General features: G+C 72.4%; 14 protein-coding genes. 11 read left to right on the top strand and 3 right to left on the bottom strand.

Annotation, left to right across the window (positions count from 1 at the left end; genetic code table 11):
- Positions 1 to 379 precede the first annotated feature (379 nt).
- The 3 genes from ACWGJ2_RS10465 (at position 380) to ACWGJ2_RS10455 (ending at position 8,468) form a co-directional block, all read left to right on the top strand.
- Positions 380 to 1,501, top strand: coding sequence for an esterase-like activity of phytase family protein (locus ACWGJ2_RS10465; RefSeq protein WP_453345673.1), 1,122 nt, complete (start codon positions 380 to 382; stop codon positions 1,499 to 1,501).
- Positions 1,502 to 1,813: 312 nt separating this feature from the next.
- A complete protein-coding gene (locus tag ACWGJ2_RS10460; RefSeq protein WP_453345672.1) occupies positions 1,814 to 5,560 on the top strand; it encodes an ABC transporter ATP-binding protein in 3,747 nt (1,248 codons plus the stop codon).
- Positions 5,561 to 5,681: 121 nt separating this feature from the next.
- Positions 5,682 to 8,468, top strand: coding sequence for a glycosyl hydrolase family 95 catalytic domain-containing protein (locus ACWGJ2_RS10455; protein WP_453345606.1), 2,787 nt, complete (start codon positions 5,682 to 5,684; stop codon positions 8,466 to 8,468).
- A gap of 95 nt (positions 8,469 to 8,563) precedes the next feature.
- On the opposite strand, the gene ACWGJ2_RS10450 is transcribed toward ACWGJ2_RS10455, so the two are convergent.
- On the bottom strand, positions 8,564 to 9,058 hold the full coding sequence (locus tag ACWGJ2_RS10450) for an NUDIX hydrolase (protein ID WP_453345605.1): 495 nt from the start codon (positions 9,056 to 9,058) through the stop codon (positions 8,564 to 8,566).
- Positions 9,059 to 9,227: 169 nt separating this feature from the next.
- Here ACWGJ2_RS10450 and ACWGJ2_RS10445 point away from each other — a divergent pair, with 169 nt between their 5' ends.
- On the top strand, positions 9,228 to 10,637 hold the full coding sequence (locus ACWGJ2_RS10445) for a S28 family serine protease (RefSeq protein ID WP_453345604.1): 1,410 nt from the start codon (positions 9,228 to 9,230) through the stop codon (positions 10,635 to 10,637).
- Positions 10,638 to 10,942: 305 nt separating this feature from the next.
- On the opposite strand, the gene ACWGJ2_RS10440 is transcribed toward ACWGJ2_RS10445, so the two are convergent.
- Both ACWGJ2_RS10440 and ACWGJ2_RS10435 read right to left on the bottom strand, forming a co-directional pair.
- Positions 10,943 to 11,890, bottom strand: a complete 948-nt coding sequence (locus ACWGJ2_RS10440) for a sugar phosphate isomerase/epimerase family protein (protein WP_453345603.1) — start codon at positions 11,888 to 11,890, stop codon at positions 10,943 to 10,945.
- Positions 11,891 to 12,096: 206 nt separating this feature from the next.
- Positions 12,097 to 13,311, bottom strand: coding sequence for a LacI family DNA-binding transcriptional regulator (locus ACWGJ2_RS10435; protein WP_453345602.1), 1,215 nt, complete (start codon positions 13,309 to 13,311; stop codon positions 12,097 to 12,099).
- Positions 13,312 to 13,784: 473 nt separating this feature from the next.
- On the opposite strand from ACWGJ2_RS10435, the gene ACWGJ2_RS10430 reads away from it, so the two are divergent.
- The 7 genes from ACWGJ2_RS10430 (at position 13,785) to ACWGJ2_RS10400 (ending at position 20,846) form a co-directional block, all read left to right on the top strand.
- Positions 13,785 to 14,936, top strand: coding sequence for a Gfo/Idh/MocA family protein (locus ACWGJ2_RS10430; protein WP_453345601.1), 1,152 nt, complete (start codon positions 13,785 to 13,787; stop codon positions 14,934 to 14,936).
- 7 nt (positions 14,937 to 14,943) lie between these two features.
- Entirely contained in the window at positions 14,944 to 15,963 is a 1,020-nt protein-coding gene (locus tag ACWGJ2_RS10425; protein WP_453345600.1) for a DUF6807 domain-containing protein, read from the top strand.
- Positions 15,964 to 15,979: 16 nt separating this feature from the next.
- Positions 15,980 to 16,720: a cupin gene (locus ACWGJ2_RS10420; protein WP_453345671.1), complete on the top strand. Its 741-nt coding sequence runs from the start codon at positions 15,980 to 15,982 to the stop codon at positions 16,718 to 16,720.
- 160 nt (positions 16,721 to 16,880) lie between these two features.
- Positions 16,881 to 18,173, top strand: coding sequence for an ABC transporter substrate-binding protein (locus tag ACWGJ2_RS10415; RefSeq protein ID WP_453345599.1), 1,293 nt, complete (start codon positions 16,881 to 16,883; stop codon positions 18,171 to 18,173).
- Positions 18,173 to 19,237 carry a carbohydrate ABC transporter permease gene (locus tag ACWGJ2_RS10410; RefSeq protein WP_453345598.1) on the top strand — a complete coding sequence of 355 codons (1,065 nt, stop codon included), beginning with the start codon at positions 18,173 to 18,175 and terminating at the stop codon, positions 19,235 to 19,237. The genes ACWGJ2_RS10415 and ACWGJ2_RS10410 overlap by 1 nt, the downstream gene beginning before the upstream one ends.
- 149 nt (positions 19,238 to 19,386) lie before the next feature.
- Positions 19,387 to 20,163 (top strand): carbohydrate ABC transporter permease, encoded by a 777-nt coding sequence (locus ACWGJ2_RS10405; RefSeq protein WP_453345670.1) that lies wholly within the window; start codon positions 19,387 to 19,389, stop codon positions 20,161 to 20,163.
- A gap of 14 nt (positions 20,164 to 20,177) precedes the next feature.
- On the top strand, positions 20,178 to 20,846 hold the full coding sequence (locus ACWGJ2_RS10400) for a hypothetical protein (RefSeq protein ID WP_453345597.1): 669 nt from the start codon (positions 20,178 to 20,180) through the stop codon (positions 20,844 to 20,846).
- The last annotated feature ends 125 nt before the right edge of the window (positions 20,847 to 20,971 follow it).

Raw genomic sequence — 20,971 nt, 5'->3', positions numbered from 1 at the left:
GCATCTCGTGGAAGTTCTCGACAGACTTCGTAGCGCAGTCCCGCGGGATGGGGGCGTTGCATGACGGCGACAGTGCCGGCCTCGTGGGGGGTGCCCGCCTGTACGCATCCAGCGACGCCACCACGGCCGCGGTGGTCCTGGGGAGCCGCCCGCTTCCCAGGGCCACCGCCGGTCCGATGAGCGTCGACGGGCCTGCCCCACTCGCCCCGGAAGCGGAGGCCGCGTGCGCGAGATGTCGCCCGGCCGTCGGTACCCGGTGACCTGCCGTCCGAGTCCCGTTACCGTGCCTGTCCGACGCTGCTCGTGCTCGTCCCCGGCCGGTACCCGCGGTCGGCGTGACCGCCCGCCGTGACCGAACCGTAAGGGGACCTCCGTGACCGTGCGTCCGCGTACCGCGCTCGCCCTCACCACCGCCGCGCTCGCCACTCTCACCGCCCTCACCTCCGTCGGCCCGGCCGCGCACGCCGCCGCGAGCCCCCGGACGCACGGCGGCGGCGACGGCGGCGGGGCGTGTTCGCCGCGTGCGAGCGTCGCCGGGTACTCGGACGCGCTCGACAAGACGGAGTACCAGGGGACCCCCGTGGCGGGGCTCTCCGCGCTGGCGCGGGACGTGGACGGGCGGATCGCCGCGCTGTCGGACCGCTCCGTCCTGTTCTCCCTCGATGTGCGCACCACCGGCGGCCCGCCCACGGCGCGCACCACCCGCGCCGTGCCCCTCGCCGACGAGCGGGGCGAGCCCCTGGACTCGGAGGGCCTGGTCGTCGAGCGCGACGGCGACCGCCTGGTCACCTCGGAGACAGAGCCCTCGGTACGCAGGTACGACGGGACTGGGACCCTCCTGGGCCGTCTGCCCGTACCCGAGGCGCTCCGGGTCGCACCGGCCGGGCGCGCCCAGGCGAACCAGACCTTCGAGGGGCTGACCGCGCTGCGCCACGGCCGCACCCTGACCGCCGCCCTGGAGGGCCCGCTGGCGGGGGACGGCAAGGACGCGTCGGGACGCCCCCTCGTACGGATGCAGAGCTGGGACCGCGCGCGTGACGGCGGATTCCGGGCCGCGCGCCAGTGGGGCTACCCGGTGGACGAGAAGCTCGGGGTGGCCGAGATCGCCGCCACCGGGGACGGCCGCCTCCTCGTGCTGGAGCGCGGCTACGAGCAGGGCACCGGCAACACCGTCCGCCTCTACCTCGCCGACCCGCGCGGCGCTGACGACGTCACCCGCGTCGGCGAGCTGACGGGACAGGACGGGACCGGTCTCGTCCGCAAGACCCTCCTCGCGGACCTGGGCGACTGCCCCGACCTGGGCGCGCCCAACCCGTCGCCGCAGTCCAACCCCCTCCTCGACAACATCGAGGGCCTGGCCGTCATGGGGCACGGACACGGGCAGGCGCACGGCGAGCGGTTGCGCGTACTGCTGGTCAGCGACGACAACGCGTCCGCCACACAGCTCACGCGCCTCTACGCGCTGACGCTGCGGCTCCCGCGGCTCCCCCACGCCCCGTGAGCGCCTGAACGCGCCTCCCCGCCCCCCTCACTCCCCTCGCCCCCCTTGCCCCCTTGCGCGCACCCCCGCCGCCGGGCCTCCCTTTTGTCGCGCCGAGAAGTGTTGCGCCGTGTTGCGGCGGGATGAAATCCGCACGCCAGGGCGTTGCAGCATCCGGCAGTGCGGCGACTGAGGCGACGGAGAGGACGCGGTGTGACGGGGACGGACACGAAGAGCGGGACCACCAAGGCGGGCGGCACCACCAAGAACGGAACCGGAACCGGGGTCGGGGTCGGGGTCGGGGTCGGCAAGGGTGCCGGATGGGCCCGGCGGCTGGCCGCGTACTGCTGGCAGTACAAGCGCAACGTGCTGCTCGCCCTCGGCACCTCGCTCGCGGGCATGGGCATCATGGCGCTCGTACCGCTGCTCACCAAGGTGATCATCGACGACGTCGTGGTCGGCGGCCAGGGCGGCATGTGGCTGTGGATCGGCCTGCTGATCGCCGCTGCCGTCGTCGTCTACGTGCTGACCTACGTGCGGCGCTTCTACGGAGGCCGCCTCGCCCTGGACGTCCAGCACGACCTGCGTACCGACATGTACCGCTCGATCATCCGGCTCGACGGCCGCAGCCAGGACGAGCTGTCCACGGGGCAGGTCGTGGGGCGCGGCACCAGCGACCTCCAGCTCGTCCAGAGCCTGCTCTTCATGGTGCCGATGATGCTCGGCAACGTGCTGCTCTTCGCCATCGCGCTCGTCGTCATGGTCAGCCTCTCCCCGCTGCTCACCCTCGTCTCGATCGCCGTCTTCCCCCTCCTGTGGTGGATCGCGAACCTCAGCCGCACACGCCTCTTCCCGGCCACCTGGTACGCGCAGCAGCAGGCCGGAGCCGTCGCCTCCGTCGTCGACGGGTCGGTCACCGGGGTGCGCGTGGTCAAGGGGTTCGGCCAGGAAGCGCAGGAGAAGCGGAAGCTGCGCGACATCGGCCGCACGCTCTTCGCCGCCCGGCTGCGCACCGTCAAGCTCAACTCCCGCTACACGCCCGCGCTCCAGTCCATCCCCTCCCTCGGCCAGGTGGCGATGCTGGCGCTGGGCGGCTGGATGGCGACGCGCGGACAGATCACCCTGGGCACCTTCGTCGCCTTCTCCACCTACCTCGCCCAGTTGGTCGGCCCCGTGCGCATGCTCGCGATGATGCTCACCGTCGGGCAGCAGGCCAGGGCGGGCGTCGAGCGCGTCTACGACCTCATCGACACCGAGCCGCAGATGGCGGAGGCGCCGGACGCGCGTGAGCTGCCCGAGGACGCGGAGGCGTCCGTCGAGTTCGAGAACGTCACCTTCGGCTACGACCAGGACCGCCCCGTGCTCGACGGCTTCGCCCTGCGCGTCGAACCGGGCGAGACCGTGGCCGTCGTCGGCACCAGCGGCAGCGGCAAGTCCACGGTGTCCCTGCTGCTGCCCCGCTACTACGACGTGACGGGCGGCGCGGTCCGCGTCGGCGGGCACGACGTGCGCGATCTGACGCTGCACTCGCTGCGCTCCGCCATCGGCCTCGTCCCCGAGAACAGCTTCCTGTTCTCCGAGTCCATCCGCGAGAACATCGCCTACGGCGTCCCCGACGCCACCGACGAGCAGATACGCACGGCCGCGCGCGCGGCGCAGGCCGACGGCTTCATATCCGAGCTGCCCGACGGCTACGACACGACCGTCGGCGAGCAGGGCCTGACCCTCTCCGGCGGCCAGCGGCAGCGCATCGCGCTCGCCCGCGCCATCCTCACCGACCCCCGGCTGCTGCTTCTGGACGATGCCACCTCGGCCGTCGACGCGCGGGTCGAGCACGAGATCCACGAGGCGCTGCGCGGCGTCATGGCGGGCCGTACGACGCTGCTGATCGCGCACCGGCAGTCGACGCTCGCGCTGGCCGACCGCATCGCCGTGCTGGACGGCGGACGCCTGGTGGACACCGGCACCCACGAGGAGCTGACCGCGCGCTGCGCCCTCTACCGGCGGCTGCTGACCGACCCCGACGAACTGGGCGAGACCGACCGCGACCCCGCGGGCGCCGCGGGCCACGACGCGCACGAGGCGGTCGGCGGCGTCACGCCCGAGCTGTGGGTACGCCCCGACGAGGCGGGCGGGAAGAACGGCGAGGAGGGGACCGGCACCTCCTCCGGAACGGCCTCGTCCGCCGCGACCGCGGGCCGCCCCGGCGGCTTCGCCTCGCAGCTGGCCGACATGCCGGGCAGCCCGGAACTCCTCGCCAAGGTCGCGGCGCTGCCGCCCGCGAACGACACCCCGGGCATCGACGAGGACCAGGCCGAGCGGGAGGAGGAGTCCTACGGGCTCAGGCGGCTGCTGCGCGGCTTCGGCGCGGCCCTGGCGGTCGCCCTGGTCTTCGCCGCGCTCGACGCCGGGTTCGGGCTGCTGCTGCCCGTGCTGATCCGGCACGGCATCGACGACGGCGTGCAGAAGGCCGCCCTGGGCGCTGTGTGGACGGCGGCCGGGCTCGCGCTCGCCGTGGTCCTGGCCCAGTGGGGCGCGCAGTACGGCTCCATGCGGCTGACGGGACGCACAGGCGAGCGGGTGCTCTACGCGCTCCGCGTGAAGATCTTCGCGCAGCTCCAGCGCCTCGGCCTCGACTACTACGAACGGCACCTGACCGGCGCCGTCATGACCCGTATGACGACCGACGTCGACGCGCTGTCCACCTTCCTCCAGACCGGTCTCGTCACCGCCGTCGTCTCCGTGTTCACCTTCCTCGGCATACTCGTCGCGCTCCTGGTCATCGACGTCCAGCTCGCCCTGGTCGTCTTCGCGACCCTGCCGCTGCTGGTCATCGGCACCGTCTTCTTCCGGCGCAAGAGCGTGAAGGCGTACGAACTGGCGCGGGAGCGGGTCAGCGTCGTCAACGCCGACCTCCAGGAGTCGGTCGCCGGGCTGCGCATGGTCCAGGCGTTCCGCGGCGAGGACCGGGGTGCCGACCGCTTCACACGGCGCAGCGACGGGTACCGGCAGGCCCGGGTGCGCGGCCAGTGGCTGATATCCGTCTACTTCCCGTTTGTCCAGTTGCTGGCCTCCCTCGCCACGGCCGCCGTGCTCATCGTCGGCTCGGGCCGGATCGAGAACGGCACGCTGACGGCGGGCGCGCTGGTCGCCTACCTCCTCTACATCGAGCTGTTCTTCGCCCCGGTGCAGCAGCTCTCCCAGGTCTTCGACGGCTATCAGCAGGCGTCGGTCTCGCTCGGCCGCATCCAGGAGCTGCTGCGCGAGCGGACCAGCACCCCGGCACCCGAGCACCCGCGCGAGGTGGGCACGCTGCGCGGCGAGATCGCGTTCAGGGACGTGCACTTCCGCTATACGACGGCCGAGGGCGGCGCCCACGAGGAGGAGGCGCTCTCGGGCATCGACCTGACCGTCCCGGCGGGCCAGACCGTCGCCTTCGTCGGCGAGACCGGCGCGGGCAAGTCCACCCTCGTCAAGCTCGTGGCCCGCTTCTACGATCCGACCGAGGGCGCGGTACTGGCCGACGGCGAGGACCTGCGCACCCTGGACCTGACGGGCTACCGCCGGCGGCTGGGCGTCGTGCCCCAGGAGCCGTACCTCTTCCCGGGGACGGTGCGCGACGCCATCGCCTACGGGCTGCCCGACGCCACCGACGCGCGGGTCGAGGCGGCGGCGCGCGCCGTGGGAGCGCACGACATGATCGCCTCGCTCTCGGACGGTTATCTGCACCCCGTGGCCGAGCGCGGCAGGAACCTCTCGGCCGGGCAGCGGCAGCTCATCGCGCTCGCCCGCGCCGAGCTGGTCGACCCGGACGTGCTGCTCCTGGACGAGGCGACGGCGGCGCTGGACCTGGCCACCGAATCCCTGGTCAACCAGGCCACGGACCGGCTCTCCGGCACCCGCACCACCCTGGTCGTCGCCCACCGGCTGACGACGGCGGCACGGGCCGACCGCGTCGTCGTCCTGGACCACGGCCGGGTCGTGGAGGACGGCACCCACGACGAACTGGTGGCACGCGACGGGCACTACGCGCGGCTGTGGCGGACGTTCACGGGGGAGACGCAGCCGGCGGCGGCGTGAGGGCGTCGTGAGGGCGGGTTCGGGTGAGGGGATCAACCTCACCCGAACCGTTGATCTTTCAAGGGTTGTACGCATGGCGAGATCTATTGACTCGTCATGTTCACAACTTTAGGTTCCTCCCATGCCTCGACCCGCACGTCTCGTGGCCCCGACGCTCGCCTGCGCCCTCGTGGCCGCCGTGCCCCAGGCGTCGTCGGCGGCCCAGCCGAGCCACCCCCCACAGGAAGCCCGCACCCCCGCCGCGTTCCCGGCTCCGCCCCCCGGCGGCTGGACGCTCTCCTCGCACCGGCTCGACCCCGAGGACAGCTACCGCGCCTACGTGGGCAACGGCTATCTCGGCCAGCGCGTCGCCCCCCACGGCTCCGGATACGCCGCCACCGGCGAGAAGACCGGCTGGCCCCTGTTCACTCCGCGCTACGACGGCTCCTTCGTCGCCGGGCTCTACGCGCACAACAAGGAGACCGCCGAGAACCGGCAGGCCCTCGCGGCGCTCCCCACCTGGACCGGGCTGAACGTCGCCACCGGTGGCGAAGCGGGCGAGACGTTCTCCTCCGGCACCCCGAAGGGGCGCGTCACCCGCTACACCCAGTCGCTCAGGATGCGCGAGGGCGTCGTCCGCACCTCGCTGACCTGGACCGCTTCCGACGGCCGCGCCACCGACCTCACCTACGACGTCCTCGCCGACCGCGACCACGCCCACACGGGCGCCGTCAGACTGCGGATGACCCCGCACTGGAGCGGCGAGGCCCGCGTGACCGACGTCCTCGACGGGCGCGGCGCGCGCCGCGTCTCCCAGACGGGCGGCGGCGACCGCACGGCTGACGGCGCGCGTACGGCGCGCGGGGGCGGTGGGGGCGGCGGGAGCGGCGGGAGCGGCGGCACGATGGATGTCACCTTCCGCACCGACGGCACGAAGACCGACGGAGCGGTCGCCTCCACCCTGCGGCCCGGACCCGAGGTGCGTACAAGGAGTGAACAAAGGGCGGACGACGCGAAGAAGCTGACCGCGAAGCAGCACGTCTCCTTCACCGCGCGACGGGGCCACACCTACGAGTTCACCAAATACGTCGGCGTCGACACCGCACTCACCTCCGGCTCGCCCGAGAAGAGCGCCCTCACCGCCTCGCGCGAGGCCGCTGACCGGGGCTGGGACCGCATGTACGCGGCGCACACGGCCTCCTGGCGCGAGCTGTGGCGCAGCGACGTCGAGGTCAACGGCCGCCCCGAGACGCAGAAGTGGCTCCGCTCCACGCAGTACGGGCTCCTCGCCAGCACCCGCGAGGGCGCCGGCGACAGCATCGCCCCCACGGGGCTGAGCAGCGACAACTACGCGGGCCTCGTCTTCTGGGACGCCGAGACGTGGATGTACCCGGGGCTGCTGGCCACCCGCCCCGAACTGGCCAAGTCGGTCATCGACTACCGCTACCGCACCCGCGAGGGCGCCCGCGCCAACGCGCGCAAGCTCGGCCACTCCGGCCTCTTCTACGGCTGGAACACCGGCAGCCACGGCGACCTGTGGAAGGAATGCCACAGCTGGGACCCGCCGCACTGCCGCACCCAGAACCACCTCCAGAGCGACATCGCCCTGGCCACCTGGCAGTACTACCTCGCCACCCGCGACACCACATGGCTGCGCGAACGCGGCTGGCCCGTCCTCAAGGGCATCGCCGAGTTCTGGGCGGACCGCGCCACCAGGAACGGCGACGGCAGCTACTCCGTCAAGAACGTCGCGGGCCCCGACGAGTACAGCAACGGCGTCGACGACGCCGTCTTCACCAACGCGGGCGCCGCCACCACCCTGCGCCACACCATCCGCGCGGCGCGGCTGCTGGGCGAGCCCGTACCCGGCAAGTGGGCGGCCGTCGCCGACAAACTGCGCATCCCCTACGACAAGGAGAAGGGCGTCTTCCAGCAGTACGACGGCTACAAGGGGACCCTCATCAAGCAGGCCGACACCGTGCTGCTGCGCTACCCCCTGGAGTGGCCCATGTCCAAGGCCACCGCCGCCAGGACGCTCGACTACTACGCCGAGCGCACCGACCCGGACGGGCCCGCCATGACCGACTCCGTCCACGCCATCGACGCCGCCGACACGGACGAGCCCGGCTGCTCCGCCTACACCTATCTGGAGCGGTCCGTACGGCCGTTCATGCGCGGCCCGTTCTCCGTCTTCTCGGAGGCACGCGGCGACAAGGCGGGCGCGGAGGACCCGCTCTCCGGTTCGCCCGCACAGGACTTCCTCACCGGGAAGGGCGGCTTCCTCCAGGTCTTCACCAACGGCCTGACGGGGCAGCGGATGCGCGAGGACAAGCTGCGGCTCGACCCGATGCTGCCGCCCCAGCTCAAGGAGGGCGTCACACTGCGGGGGCTGCGCTGGCAGGGCCGCACGTACGACATCGCACTCGGCGCCCACCACACCTCGGTGCGGCTGACCGAAGGCGAGCCCTTCACGGTGGACACCCCGCAGGGCGACCAGGTCGTCAGCCAGGGCGCGCCGCTGACGCTCAAGACCCGGCGCCCCGACCTGAAGCCGACGGAGAACCTGGCCCGCTGCCACAAGGCCGAGGCGTCCTCGGAACAGCCCGGCATGTACGCGGGCGCCGCGGTCGACGGCAGCCGCGCCACCGCCTGGACCCCCAATGGCAAGAAGGGGGCGCTCACGGTCGACCTGGGCAGGCCCGTGCACGTGGACGGCGACGGGGGCGTCAAGACGCGGTGGTCCAGGACGGCACCGGAGAGCCACACGGTCGAGGTCTCGGCCGACGGCGACCACTGGCGCCCGGAGCGCGCCGACGAGGCCGGGGGCAAGGGCAAGGGCGAGCAGCCCTTCCGGTACGTCAGGGTCTCGGTCACCTCGAAGGACGCGAAGAAGCCCGCGGGGATCGCGGAGGTGACGGTGAGGGAGTGAGCTGACGGGGAGGGGGCGGGGTGGGGTGGGGTGGGGTGGGGTGACAGATGACGTTATCTGAAATCTGTTAGTTGATATCCGTCATCCGTCATCCGTTACCCCTCCTCGCAGAGCCCGACCACGTACTCGTCCACCGTCTGCACGAGCCCATCGGGCAGCGGTGCGCCGTCCGCGCGCCAGTGGACCGCGGAGACCTCGTCGTTGGCCGTGAACGGGGCGCGGGTGCGGGCGTGGGCGGCGTAGACCGCGCCGCGCAGCACGTGCCGCGTGGGCCCCAGCGCCGTCTTCGCGTAGCCGACGAAGCGCAGGGCGTCCTCGGGCACCGTCTGCCCCGTCTCCTCCCGCAGTTCGCGCACGGCGGCGGCCCGGGGCCGTTCGCCGGGTTCGATGCCGCCGCCGGGCAGCTCCCAGCAGGCGCGCTTGCGCTGGTACGTCATGAGGGTGTGCCCCTCGTGACGGAGCACGATCAGGACGTAGCCCAGGGGTGCGTCGTCCCCGTCGAAGCGGTGCGACTCGGGCAGGCGCTCGAAGGCGAGCAGCGCCATGTCGCGGGGGCCGGTGACCAGGGGCGGTGACGGTAGGTCGGTCATGGGAAGCCAGCGTAGGCCCGTGCCGCGAAGCCGCGAACCCCCGCAGGAACACCCGTGCCCGCCCGCGAGAAGGCGCGAAAGGGGAGGCCGGGGCGGCGATCGGGTCTGGCGGGACGGCAGCCGCACCGATAGGTTCACCGCGACCTTTGCTGTCCACAGGGGAGGGCGCATGCGCAAAACGCTCAGATGGTTGTTGTCGCTCGTGGTGCTCATAGGCACCGTCAGTGTCGGCGCCACGTCGGCGGGGGCCGCCACCGCGGTCAGGACCGACATCAAGGACCGGATCCTCGCGATACCCGGGATGAGCCTCATAGAGGAGAAGCCGGTCGACGGCTACCGCTTCTTCATCCTCAACTACAAGCAGCCGGTCGATCACCGGCACCCCTCCAAGGGGACGTTCAACCAGCGGATATCTCTCCTGCACAAGGGCGAGGACCGTCCCACCGTCTTCTTCACCAGCGGCTACGGCCTCAACACTGAACCCCGTCGCAGCGAACCCACGCAGATGACGGACGGCAACCAGGTGTCGATGGAGTACCGCTTCTTCACCCCGTCCCGGCCCGACCCGGCCGACTGGTCGAAGCTCGACATCTGGCAGGCGGCCAGCGACCAGCACCGCATCTTCAAGGCCCTGAACCGCATCTACGGCGAGAACTGGATCTCGACCGGCGGCAGCAAGGGCGGCATGACGGCGACGTACTACCGCCGCTTCTACCCGAAGGACATGGACGGCACCGTCGCCTACGTCGCGCCCAACGACGTGAACAACGACGAGGACTCCGCCTACTACGACTTCTTCGAGAACGTCGGCTCCGACGCCTGCCGCGACCGGCTCAACGCGGTGCAGCGCGAGATCTTCGAGCGGCGCGACGAGTTCGTCTCCCGCATCGCCAAGTGGGCCAAGGACGAGGGCTACACCTTCGAGCTGGCGGGCGACGCGGACCGCGCGTTCGAGCTGGTCGCGCAGGACCTCGTATGGGGCTACTGGCAGTATCACCTCGACGGCGCCGAGTGCGAGACCGTGCCCACCCCCGACGCGCCCACGGACGAGCTGTACGACTGGGCCGACGAGATCGGCGGCTGGTCGGCCGGAACCGACCAGGGCATGCTGCCGTACACGCCGTACTACTACCAGGCGGGCACCCAGCTCGGCTCCCCCGACTACGAGGAGCCCCTGCTCGACGACCTGCGCAAGTACCCGGGCATCAACGTACCCCGCACGTACGTCCCCAGGGACATCCCGATGCGCTTCGACCACAAGGCGATGAAGGACATCGACAAGTGGGTGCGCACCCGTTCCTCGCGGATGCTCTTCGTCAACGGGGAGAACGACCCGTGGAGCGCCGAGCCCTTCCGCGTCGGCAAGGGGACCAAGGACGCGCACGTCTACGTCGCGCCGGGCCAGAACCACGGCGCGAACATCGCCAAGCTCGGCGAGGACGACCGGGCCGCCGCCACCCGCGCGCTGATGAAGTGGGCGGGCGTGGACGTCGAGCCGGGAGCCACGCCGAAGCGGCTCACGCGCTACGACTCCGAGCTGGACCGGCCCGCGAAGCAGGACCGGATGCTGCGCCCGTAGGGCTCAGCGCCGCATTCGTGAATCCGGGCTGTGCCCGCCGCCGCGTCTGGCTGAGCAGCGGCGGGCACAGCCCTCCGGCTTTGCGAGGGGAGCCGTCACCGGCGCGTTGAAGGGGGTGCACCGGTGACGGCGCACCGCCGGGCGCGGGCGGCTGGAGAGGTGGTCAGCGACGCAGCCAGCAGCGTGCCGACACCGCACCGCGGGGATGCCCCGGCGGTACTCCGATGAGACGGACGGCGCCCCGCGCGGGTTCCCGCCGGGGCCGGTCGGGTCCGGCGGGCGTCGGGCGAGGAGCGACCGGGGCGTCAGGCCGAGGCGGAGAGCAGGCGCATCAGATGGTCGCGCACGCCGGGCAGCAGTTCCGGCAGCTCCGGGACCTGCGGGTACCAGCGCTTCTCGTACTCCCAGCACAGCCAGCCCCTGTCCGCGTCCGCGCCGCGCGGCCCGCGCTCCTGGCTCTGGCCCTGCTCCTGGTTCTGGCCTTCGCTGAGTCCCGCGACGGGATCGGTTCCGGTTCCGGCGTCGGCGGCCGGTGCTCCGCCGTCCGTCTCGCGAGGGCTGTCCGCCTCCTCGTCGGCGGCGCGGGTCAGCAGCTCGACGACCTCGCCCAGCGGAAGCACGCCCTGTCCGGGCGGCAGGGGAGTGGTGTCCTCGGCCGAGGGGATGTCCTTCACCTGTACGTAGCCGAGGTACGGCGCCAGTACGCGGTGGGTGTCCTGCGGGGCCTCACCGCCCCGCCAGGTGTGCATGACGTCCCAGAGCACGCCGACCGAGGCGTGGCCCACGGCGCCGACCACGCGCGCCGCTTCAGCGCCCGTACCGTGCGAGTCGTGCGTCTCCAGCAGTACGCGCACCCCCAGGTCCGCTGCGAGCGGCGCGGTCTTGGCGAGCCGACGCGCCGCCGTGGCGTCGGCCTCCTCCGCGCCGGAGCCCCCGCCACCGGGGAAGACGCGGACGAAGGGGGCACCGAGGTCGCGGGCCAGCTCCAGGAGGGAGCGCACTTCGGCCAGTACGGGGTCGTCCTCGCCGGGTGCCGCGACGCGCGCGTACCCCGCCACCGCCAGGATCTCCACCCCGGCCGCCTTGAACTCCTCCACCACGTCGACCCGTTCGGCCAGCCCCAGACCGGGGTGCACGGGTTCCTCCGGGTGCGCGCGCAGCTCGACACCGTGGAACCCGTTGTCTGCGGCGAGCCGGGCCACCTCGCGGACGGGGAGGCCGGGGACACCGAGCGTGGAGAAAGCGAGTCGCATGGGCTCAGAGGATCAGATAGCGGACCCGTACGACAAGGTCCATGCCGCAACCGTGCCGTGTGACGGCACCGTTGTCGCACATCCGGCGCAGCGGGGAGGGGTACGGGAGTGGATGGCTGACAAAATCTGTTACCTGTTACCTGTTACCTGTTACCTGATGGCTGATAGTTGATAGCCGTCATCTGCCAGCCGCCATCTGTCAGTCGTCATCTGCCAGCCGCCCCCTGGCGTGGGGGTGCCGTGGAAGCGCGGACCATCAGTTCGGCGCGGACCGTCGCCATGCCGCCCGGGGGCGGGGTCTCGCGGCCCAGGGCGAGTCGTCCGGCGCGTGCGCCCGCTTCGTGGAGGGGGAGGCGGACCGTGGTCAGTGCCGGGGCCGCGTCCGCGCTGAAGGGGAGGTCGTCGAAGCCCGCGACGGAGATGTCCTCGGGGATGCGCAGCCCCTGGTCGCGCAGGGCCGCGCAGATGCCGAGGGCGACGGTGTCGTTGGCGGCCAGTACGGCGGTCATGCCGGGGGCGCGGCGCAGGAGTTCGAGGGCGCCGTCGTAGCCGGAGGCGCGGTTGTACTCGCCGCCGTGGACGGTCAGCAGCTCCGCCTCGTCCAGCAGTTCGGGGAACCGCTCCTGGAGTGCGAGCCGGTGTCCTCCCAGGCGGTGGCGGGTGGTGGTGCGTTCGGCGGGGCCTGCGACGTAGCCGATGCGGCGGTGCCCGAGGGCGAGCAGGTGCTCCGTGAGGCGGCGGGCGCCACCCCGGTTGTCGAAGGCGAGGGTGACGATGCCGTGGCCCTCGGCGGCGCCGTTGCCGTTCGGGCGCGCTTCGTACGCGCCCCGGCCGACCGTCCCGCCGGTCCCGTTCACCTTGGTCTCGCCCTCGGCGTCGGCCTCCGCGTCCGGGGTCCCCGCGCCCGCCCCCGGGCTCTCCGACAGCGGCGGCCTGCCGCACAGGACGACGCGGGTGCCGCTCGCGGCGAGCCGTCGCAGCCGGGTGGCGAGCGCTTCGCCGTGCTCCTCGTCCTCGACGGCGCCGCCGCTCAGCACCACGGCGGCGGCGCGCTGACGCTGGAGGAGGGTGAGGTAGGTGAGTTCGCGTTCGGGGGAGCCGCCGGTGTTGCAGACGACGGCGAGCTTCTGGCTGCCCGCGCCCCCGCCCGTACCGCCGTCGCCCATCTCGCTCTGCACCGCGCTGGCGATGATGCCGAAGAACGGGTCGGCGATGTCGTTGACCAGGACGCCCACGAGGTCGGAGGTGGCTGCGGCGAGGGCGCTCGCAGGCCCGTTGACGACGTACTGGAGGTCCTCGACCGCGCGCAGCACCCGGCTGCGGGTCGCGCCCGCGACGGGGTAGTTGCCGCTGAGCACGCGCGAGACGGTGGCCGCCGAGACCCCCGCGCGGGCCGCGACGTCGGCCAGGGTCACTGCCATGAGTCCTCCGTAAGTCACGTAATCCTGCCGCCTGCCCCTCGGGCCCGTGCCGGTCCGCCCGAACGCGGGTCCCGGACGCGGGTCCCGGAGCCGGGCCCCTGGGCCGGGATGCGCGCCCCTGGGTGCGGGGCGGACGAGGGGGCGTACGCGCGTCCATACGTCCCGTTGCCGGGTGTCCGGGCCGGTGGCCCGGGTTCCGGCAACCGCGTGCGGGGTCGGCGAGGTCATGTTCTCACCCCGCGTGCGCTGCCCGTACACACCTTGCGCGCACCGCTCCCGCGCCACCGGCCCGCCCTCCCCGGGCTCAAGAACTGAGACGTTTCAATCCCCGTGCGGCTCCTGCTCGACTCCTGCTCAGCCCCTGACCGGCGCCGATCGGTTCCGGGTGGTGCAGGGGTCTTGTCCTGTCATGAGGGGCAGGCTTAGTGTCCCCCCGACGGCAAGCGCTTTCTATGGCGAGGAGCTTTCGCTGTATGCCCGTGGAGAAGACCCCCTTCCGTGCCGCTGTCGTCGGCACCGGCGGGATTGTCACCGGAAGTCATCTGCCCGCCCTGCGTGAACACGCCGACCGCGTACGGCTGGTGGCCGCCGTCGACGTCGACCCGACGAGACTCGCAGCGTTCCGCGAGCTGGCGGCGGACGAGGGTGTCACCGGCTACGGCGGGCTGGCGGAGATGCTCGCGGCCGAACGTCCCGACCTGGTCCTGATCGGCACCCCGCCCTCCCTGCACGCCGAGCAGGCCGAGGCCGCGCTGCGCGCCGGGGCCTGGGTGCTGTGCGAGAAGCCGCTGTGCCTCTCCCTCGCCGAGTACGCGCGCATCGCGTCGGCGGAGAAGGCATCGGAGGGGGCGACGGACGGAGGCGGACCGTACGCCTCTGTCGTCTTCCAGCACCGCTACGGTTCCGGCGCCGTGCACGCCCGCGAGCTGCTGCGTACCGGGGCGCTGGGGAAGCCGCTCGTCGCGCACTGCCAGACGACCTGGTACCGCGACACCGCGTACTACTCCGTGCCCTGGCGCGGCCGTTGGGACACCGAGGGCGGCGGTCCGACGATGGGGCACGGCATCCACCAGATGGACCTGCTGCTGCACCTGCTGGGCGACTGGACCGAGATCCGGGCCATGGCGGGCAGGCTCGTCCACGACATCGAGAGCGAGGACGTCTCGACCGCGCTCGTGCGCTTCGCCGACGGCGCCATGGCGACGGTCGTCAACAGCGTGCTCAGCCCCGACGAGGTCAGCCGCATCCGGATCGACTGCGCGGACGCGACCGTCGAGCTGACGCACCTCTACGGGCACGCCAACGACGACTGGTCCTACACCCCCGCGCCCCATCTCCAGGGGGACGAGGCGCGTACCGCGCACTGGCCGGCCCCGGCCGCCGATCTGCCCAGCTCGCACGCCGCACAGCTCGCCGGGTTCCTCGACGCCATGGAGAAGGGCGAACGGCCTCCGGGCAGCGGCGCCGAGGCGTACCGGACCCTCGAATTCCTCGCCGCGCTCTACAAGTCGGCGTTCACGGGCCGCCCCGTCCTCGCGGGCGAGATCGGCCCCGGCGACCCCTACTACGACGCCATGCACGGCGGTCACCCCGACTGGGCCCCCACCGCACCGAAGGAGCAGTGACCACAGCATGACCGAGAGCATCACCGCACCCTCCGCACCCTCAGCGGCCTCAGCCGCCTCCACGGCCCCCGCTCCGTCCGCCTCCACCCCCTCGGAACCCTCCGCGCCCCTCACCGTCACGCACACACACGGCGAGCGCGTCGTCGTCGCCGTGGACGGTACCGAGGTGTTCGCCTACGTCTACGCTCCCGACCCCGTGGCCTTCGAGGCGCGCAAGCCGTACGCGCATCCGCTGCGTACGCTCGCGGGCCGTACGGTCAGCGGCTACCGGCCCAACGACCACCGTTGGCACAAGGGCCTCCAGATGACCGCGAGCCATGTGTCGGAGCAGAACTTCTGGGGCGGCAACTCCTACATACACGGCCAGGGCTATCTGCCGATCCACGAGCGGGTCGGTTCCATGCGCCACGACGGCTTCGCGTCCTTCGAGGCGACGAGGGACCGGCTGGACTTCACCGAATCGCTCACCTGGGTCGAGCACGGCGGCCAGGAGTGGGCGCGCGAGAGCCGTACGGTCGCGGTGCACTCGGCGGACGCGGAGTCGGGCGCGTACGCGATCGACTGGTCGATCCGTCTCACCAACATCCGGGACGAGACGCTCCACTTCGGCTCGCCCACCACGGCAGGGCGGGAGATGGCGGGCTACACCGGGCTCCAGTGGCGCGGCCCGCGCGACTTCACCGGGGCCCAGGTGCTGACGCCCGAGGGCCCCAGCACCGACCAGGAGACCATGGGCAAGCCCGCGTCCGCCCACCCGTGGATCGCGGTCGTCGGCGAGCACGACGACGTGGACGCGCACTCCACGCTCGCCTTCGCGCACGCCCCGGAGAACGCCGGGGCGCACCACGCCTCGCACTGGTTCGTACGCTCCGAGCCGATCCCGTCCGTCGCCTTCTCCTGGGCGTTCTTCGAGGAGTTCCCGCTGGAGCCGGGGGACACGTTCGCGTACCGCTATCGGGTGGTGGTCGCCGACGGAGCCTGGGACAGCGCCCGGATCGAGCGGCACCTCGCGTCGCTCGCCTGGTGAGGGGGGTCCGCTCGTGATGGAGGCACCGCTGCCGGGCGGGATCGGCCTGTCCCACATCAGCGCCTACCCGTGGGAGGCGGCCGACGGGGTGTGCGGGGGGAGCCCGCATCTGCATCTGGCCTGTACGGAGGCGTACGTCGTCACCGGGGGCCGGGGGGCCGTGCAGACGCTCACGCTGGAGGAGGGGTTCACCGAGACCCCGCTGGAGCCGGGCGCGCTGGCCTGGTTCACGCCGGGGACCGTGCACCGGATGGTCGAAGGTTCGGATCTGCGGGTGACGGTCCTGATGCAGAACGGTGGACTGCCGGAGGCCGGCGACGCGGTCTTCACCTTCCCGCCCGGCGTGCTGGCAGACCCGGACGCCTACGCGCGGGCCGCCGCTCTGCCCGCCAAGGAGGGCCCGGAGGCGGAGGCCGCCGCGCGCAAGCGGCGCGATCTGGCCGTCGAGGGCTATCTGCGGCTGCGCGAGGCGCTCGCGGACGGCGACGACGGGCCGCTGCGCGCCTTCCACAGGGCCGCGGCGCGCCTCGTGGCGCCCAAGGCCGAGGAGTGGCGCGAGCGCTGGCGTGCGGGCGCCCTGGCGGCGGCCGAACGCACGGGGGAGCAGTTGACGGCGCTCGCGCGGGGCGACGCCGCCCACCTCGCCGCCGGGACGGTGCGCGCGGCCGGGCCCACGCGACGTGGCGGCTACGGCATGTGCGGCAGGCGCGACGAGTACGAACTGCCGGGCACGACGCTCCCGTACTACGGCGAGTAGCCGCACCGCCCTGGGGCGCCCGGCCCTCTCCGTAGCGGACCGAACCGGAACCGGACCCCTCGGTACCGGGCGCCCCTTCCTCCCTCCCCGGGCCCGTAGCCCCTCGCCCCCCCCGTAGACCCCTGATTCCCGAAGGCTCCGACCCCCGAAAGGCCCCCTCATGCCCCGACCCAGGACAAGGGCGTCCTGCGCGGCGGCCGTGGCGCTCGCGCTGTGTGCCACGCTCGCCGGATGCAGCGGCGGTTCCGCGGCGGACTCGGCCGCGGCGGACGGAAAGGTCACGCTCCGCTTCACCTGGTGGGGCAACGCGGACCGGGCCGAACGCACCAACAAGGCGGTCGCCGCCTTCGAACGCGCCCACCCAGGCATCGACATCCAGACGTCGTACTCCACGTACGAGTCGTACAAGCAGAAGCTCGCCACCCAGGCGGCGGGCAGCGACGTGCCCGACCTCATCCAGCTCGACTACCGCCAGATCAGCCAGTACGCGGGCTCGGACGTGATGCTCGACCTCGCCGAGCAGCGCGCCGAACTGCCCACGGGGGACATGGACAAGGGGCTGCTGAAGACCGGGCAGGTCGACGGGCGCCAGTACGCGCTCCCCATGGGCATAGGTACCCAGGCCATGGCGTACGACAAGGAGGCGTGGCGGAAGGCCGGGCTGAAGCCGCCGAGGGCGGGCTGGACGTGGGACGACTGGGCGGCGTCGCTGCGCGAGCTGAAGGCGGCCGGTCACGAGCGGCCCATGACGGACCCGGGCTCCATGGAGGACTGGTTCGAGGTCTGGCTGCGCGGCCAGGGAAAGCGGCTCTACGGGGAGGACGGGCAGACCGCTTTCGCCGCGTCCGACCTGGCCCGCTTCTGGGAGTTCACCTCGAAGCTCCGCAAGGAGGGCCTCGTCAGCGCGGCGAGGGACACCACGCAGATGGCGGGTTCGGTCGAGGACTCCCCGATGGGCCGGGACAAGGCGGTGGCCGAGTTCAACTGGGACGCGCCGTCGGCCGGTTACGAGGCCATGTACGGGGACCGGCTCGCGCTGGCCCCGATGCCCTCCGGGGAGGACGGCACGCCGGGCCAGTACTACAAGCCGTCCATGCTGCTGGGCATCGCGGCGAACAGCGCGCACCCGCGTGAGGCGGCCCGCTTCCTCGACTTCCTGCTGAACTCCGACGAGGCGGCCGACATCCTCGGCGTCGACCGCGGCACCCCCGTCAACAGTGTCCAGCGCAAGCGTGTGCTGCCCGAGGTCACCGGGTTCCAGAAGCAGGTCGCCGGGCTCCAGGAGTCCCTGGAGGGCAGGCTCGAGGACCCGCCCGCCGCGCCGCCGCGCGGCGACAACGGGCTCCAGTCGACCTTCCAGCGCGACTACGACCACGTCGCCTTCGAGAAGGCGACCCCGCGCGAGGTCGCCGAGGACTACCTGACCGAGGCACGAGCGGAGCTGAGGCCGTGATGACGACAGCGTCGGGCGCGAGTACGGGCACGGGTTCGAGTACGGGCACAGGCACAGGCACAGGTACAGGCACGGGCGTCGGCAAGGGGGCCGCGACCCGGGGGACGGGGGAGCGCGGCGACCCGGCCACGCGCCGGCCGGGCGGCGGGGACGCACGGGGACGGGCACGCCGTCCGAAGCGCGAACGCGAGGGCGCCGCCTGGGTGTTCCTCTCGCCGTGGGTGCTGGGCGCGGGCGTGCTGACGCTGCTGCCCATGGCGGTCTCGCTCTATCTCTCCTTCACGGACTACAACCTCTTCGACCCGCCCTCCTGGATCGGCCTGCGCAACTACACGCAGATGTTCACCGAGGACCCCAGGCTGCTGCGGTCCGTCGGCAACACGCTGCTGTACGTCCTGGTGGCCGTGCCGCTCCAGCTCGCGTTGGCGCTGGCCGTGGCGGTGGCGCTGAAGTCGATGAAGCGGGGCAAGGGCTTCTACCGTTCCGCTTTCTACGCGCCCTCGCTGCTCGGCGCCTCCATGAGCATCGCGCTGGTCTGGCGGGCGATCTTCAACGACGGCGGCACCGTCGACAACCTGCTGGACGCCGTGGGCATCCACACCGGCGGCTGGGTCAACCAGCCGGGCTGGGCGCTGCTGAGCGTCGCGCTGCTGACGGTCTGGCAGTTCGGCGCGCCCATGGTCATCTTCCTCGCCGGGCTCCAGCAGATACCGGGGGAGCTGTACGAGGCGGCGGCCGTGGACGGGGCGAGCAGGTGGCGGCAGTTCGCCTCCATCACGCTGCCGATGCTCTCGCCGGTCCTGTTCTTCAACCTGGTGCTCCAGACCATCCAGGCGTTCCAGGTCTTCACCCCCGCCTACGCCGTCAGCGGCGGCCGTGGCGGCCCGGCGGACTCCACGCTGTTCTACACGCTCTACCTCTACGACCGCGGCTTCACCGCCTCCCACATGGGCTACGCCTCCGCCATGGCCTGGGTGCTGCTGCTCGCCATCGCCGTCGTGACCGCGGTGCTCTTCCGCACCTCCCGCTCCTGGGTCTTCTACGCGAACGAGGAGGACCGCTGATGTCCGCCACCGGCTCCCCGGCCACCGCGCACGCCCCCGCCGGGCCACCGGCCGTGCCCCCCAGCGGGCCGCCCGCACAGGCGCGGCGCAAGCCCTTCAACTGGGCGCGGTTCGCGCTGCACGCGGGCTGCCTCGCCGTCCTCGTGGTGATGCTGTATCCGCTGGCCTGGCTCGTCGCGACGTCGTTCAAGCCCGCGGACGAGGTGCTGGCCAGCCTGGCGCTGCTGCCCTCGCGGCTGGCGACGGAGAACTACGGGACGGCCGCCGAGGGCATCGAGGGCGTCAGCCTGCTCCAGCTCTTCGGCAACTCGCTGACCATCTCTGTCGGCGCCGTGCTCGGAAACGTCCTCAGTTGCTCGCTCGCCGCCTACGCCTTCGCGCGGCTGCGGTTCAGGCTGCGGGGGCCGCTGTTCGCGTTCATGATCGCGACGATCATGCTGCCGCACCACGCGGTGCTCATCCCGCAGTACATCGTCTTCAACCAGCTCGGCATGGTGAACAGCTTCTGGCCGATGGTGCTGCCGAAGTTCCTCGCGACGGACGCCTTCTTCGTCTTCCTCATCGTGCAGTTCATGCGCGGGCTGCCGCGCGAGCTGGAGGAGGCCGCGAAGATCGACGGCTGCGGTCCTTTCCGTACGTTCGCCAGCGTCATCCTGCCGCTCACCAGGCCCGCGCTGATCACTACGGCGATCTTCACCTTCATCTGGACCTGGAACGACTTCTTCACCCAGCTCATCTACCTCTTCGAGCCGGACAAGTACACGCTCACCCTGGCCCTGCGCACCTTCGTGGACACCTCCAGCCAGTCCGCCTACGGGCCGATGTTCGCCATGTCGGTCTTCGCGCTGCTGCCCATCGTGCTCTTCTTCCTCGCCTTCCAGCGGCTCCTGGTCGAGGGCATGGCGAACTCCGGCGTCAAGGGCTGAGGGAGGCCGCCGTCATGAAAGCCATGAAAGCCATGAACGCCGGGGAAGCCGGGGAAGCCGTGAACGCGCCCGCGCCCGCCGCGCGACGGGAGCGCGGGGAGCTGTTCGGGCCGCGCTTCGAGCTGTTCGCCGACGTGCTGAGCCTCGGCCTCGCCACGGCCGTCGCCTGCCTCCCCCTGGTGACCGTCCCGGCCGCGCTGTCCACGGCGTGCGCGCTGCTGCGACGCCGCCGCCTCTACGAGGAGCCGTGCACCGCGGGCCGCTACGCCGACGCGCTGCGGGCCCGCCCCTGGCGCGGCGATCTGGCGGCCGGAGGGGTGCTGCTCGCGCTGGCCGCGCTCTTCGTGGCCGACGCGGCGCTGGCCGCCGCCGGGCTGCCGGGCGCGAGGCTGTTCGGGTTGTTCCTGGCCGTCGTGGGCGCCGTCGCCGCGGTGGCGGGGCTGCGCGCGTGCGCGGCGCCCACGTCGGCACACGGCTGGCGGAGCGCGCTGCGTACGGGCGCCGTACGGGCCGCGGGCGACCTGCCGGGCAGCGCCCTGGTCCTGCTCGCCCTGGCAACGGCCGTGGTCTGCGCCTGGGCGATGCCGCCGCTCCTCTTCCTGGTGCCTGGCCCCCTGGCCGTCGCGCTGACGGCGGTCGAGCTGCACGTCGACGGCACGCGGTACGGAGCGGCACGCCGATGACCGGGCCCGCCGCGGCCCCACCGGGTGTGCGCCTCGCGTACCCCGGCAGGCCGCGCTGAGCGGCCCTCTTGTGGAAGCCCACGCGAGCGGGCTAGCGTGAACAGGTAGAAAGCGCTTTCTACGGC

The organism is Streptomyces sp. NPDC054796 (genome assembly GCF_053611545.1).
The sequence above is the reverse complement of the archived record's forward strand: the minus strand, read 5'-3'. Positions and strand labels throughout refer to the sequence as shown.

What these genes read in the sequence shown, in the direction of transcription:
- ACWGJ2_RS10415 (WP_453345599.1), top strand. Translation starts at nt 16,881, where the DNA reads ATGCCCCGACCCAGGACAAGGGCGTCCTGCGCGGCGGCCGTGGCGCTC.
- ACWGJ2_RS10400 (WP_453345597.1), top strand. Translation starts at nt 20,178, where the DNA reads ATGAAAGCCATGAAAGCCATGAACGCCGGGGAAGCCGGGGAAGCCGTG.
- ACWGJ2_RS10440 (WP_453345603.1), bottom strand. Translation starts at nt 11,890, where the DNA reads ATGCGACTCGCTTTCTCCACGCTCGGTGTCCCCGGCCTCCCCGTCCGC.
- ACWGJ2_RS10425 (WP_453345600.1), top strand. Translation starts at nt 14,944, where the DNA reads ATGACCGAGAGCATCACCGCACCCTCCGCACCCTCAGCGGCCTCAGCC.
- ACWGJ2_RS10405 (WP_453345670.1), top strand. Translation starts at nt 19,387, where the DNA reads ATGCTGTATCCGCTGGCCTGGCTCGTCGCGACGTCGTTCAAGCCCGCG.
- ACWGJ2_RS10455 (WP_453345606.1), top strand. Translation starts at nt 5,682, where the DNA reads ATGCCTCGACCCGCACGTCTCGTGGCCCCGACGCTCGCCTGCGCCCTC.
- ACWGJ2_RS10450 (WP_453345605.1), bottom strand. Translation starts at nt 9,058, where the DNA reads ATGACCGACCTACCGTCACCGCCCCTGGTCACCGGCCCCCGCGACATG.
- ACWGJ2_RS10420 (WP_453345671.1), top strand. Translation starts at nt 15,980, where the DNA reads ATGGAGGCACCGCTGCCGGGCGGGATCGGCCTGTCCCACATCAGCGCC.
- ACWGJ2_RS10430 (WP_453345601.1), top strand. Translation starts at nt 13,785, where the DNA reads ATGCCCGTGGAGAAGACCCCCTTCCGTGCCGCTGTCGTCGGCACCGGC.
- ACWGJ2_RS10435 (WP_453345602.1), bottom strand. Translation starts at nt 13,311, where the DNA reads ATGGCAGTGACCCTGGCCGACGTCGCGGCCCGCGCGGGGGTCTCGGCG.
- ACWGJ2_RS10410 (WP_453345598.1), top strand. Translation starts at nt 18,173, where the DNA reads ATGACGACAGCGTCGGGCGCGAGTACGGGCACGGGTTCGAGTACGGGC.
- ACWGJ2_RS10445 (WP_453345604.1), top strand. Translation starts at nt 9,228, where the DNA reads ATGCGCAAAACGCTCAGATGGTTGTTGTCGCTCGTGGTGCTCATAGGC.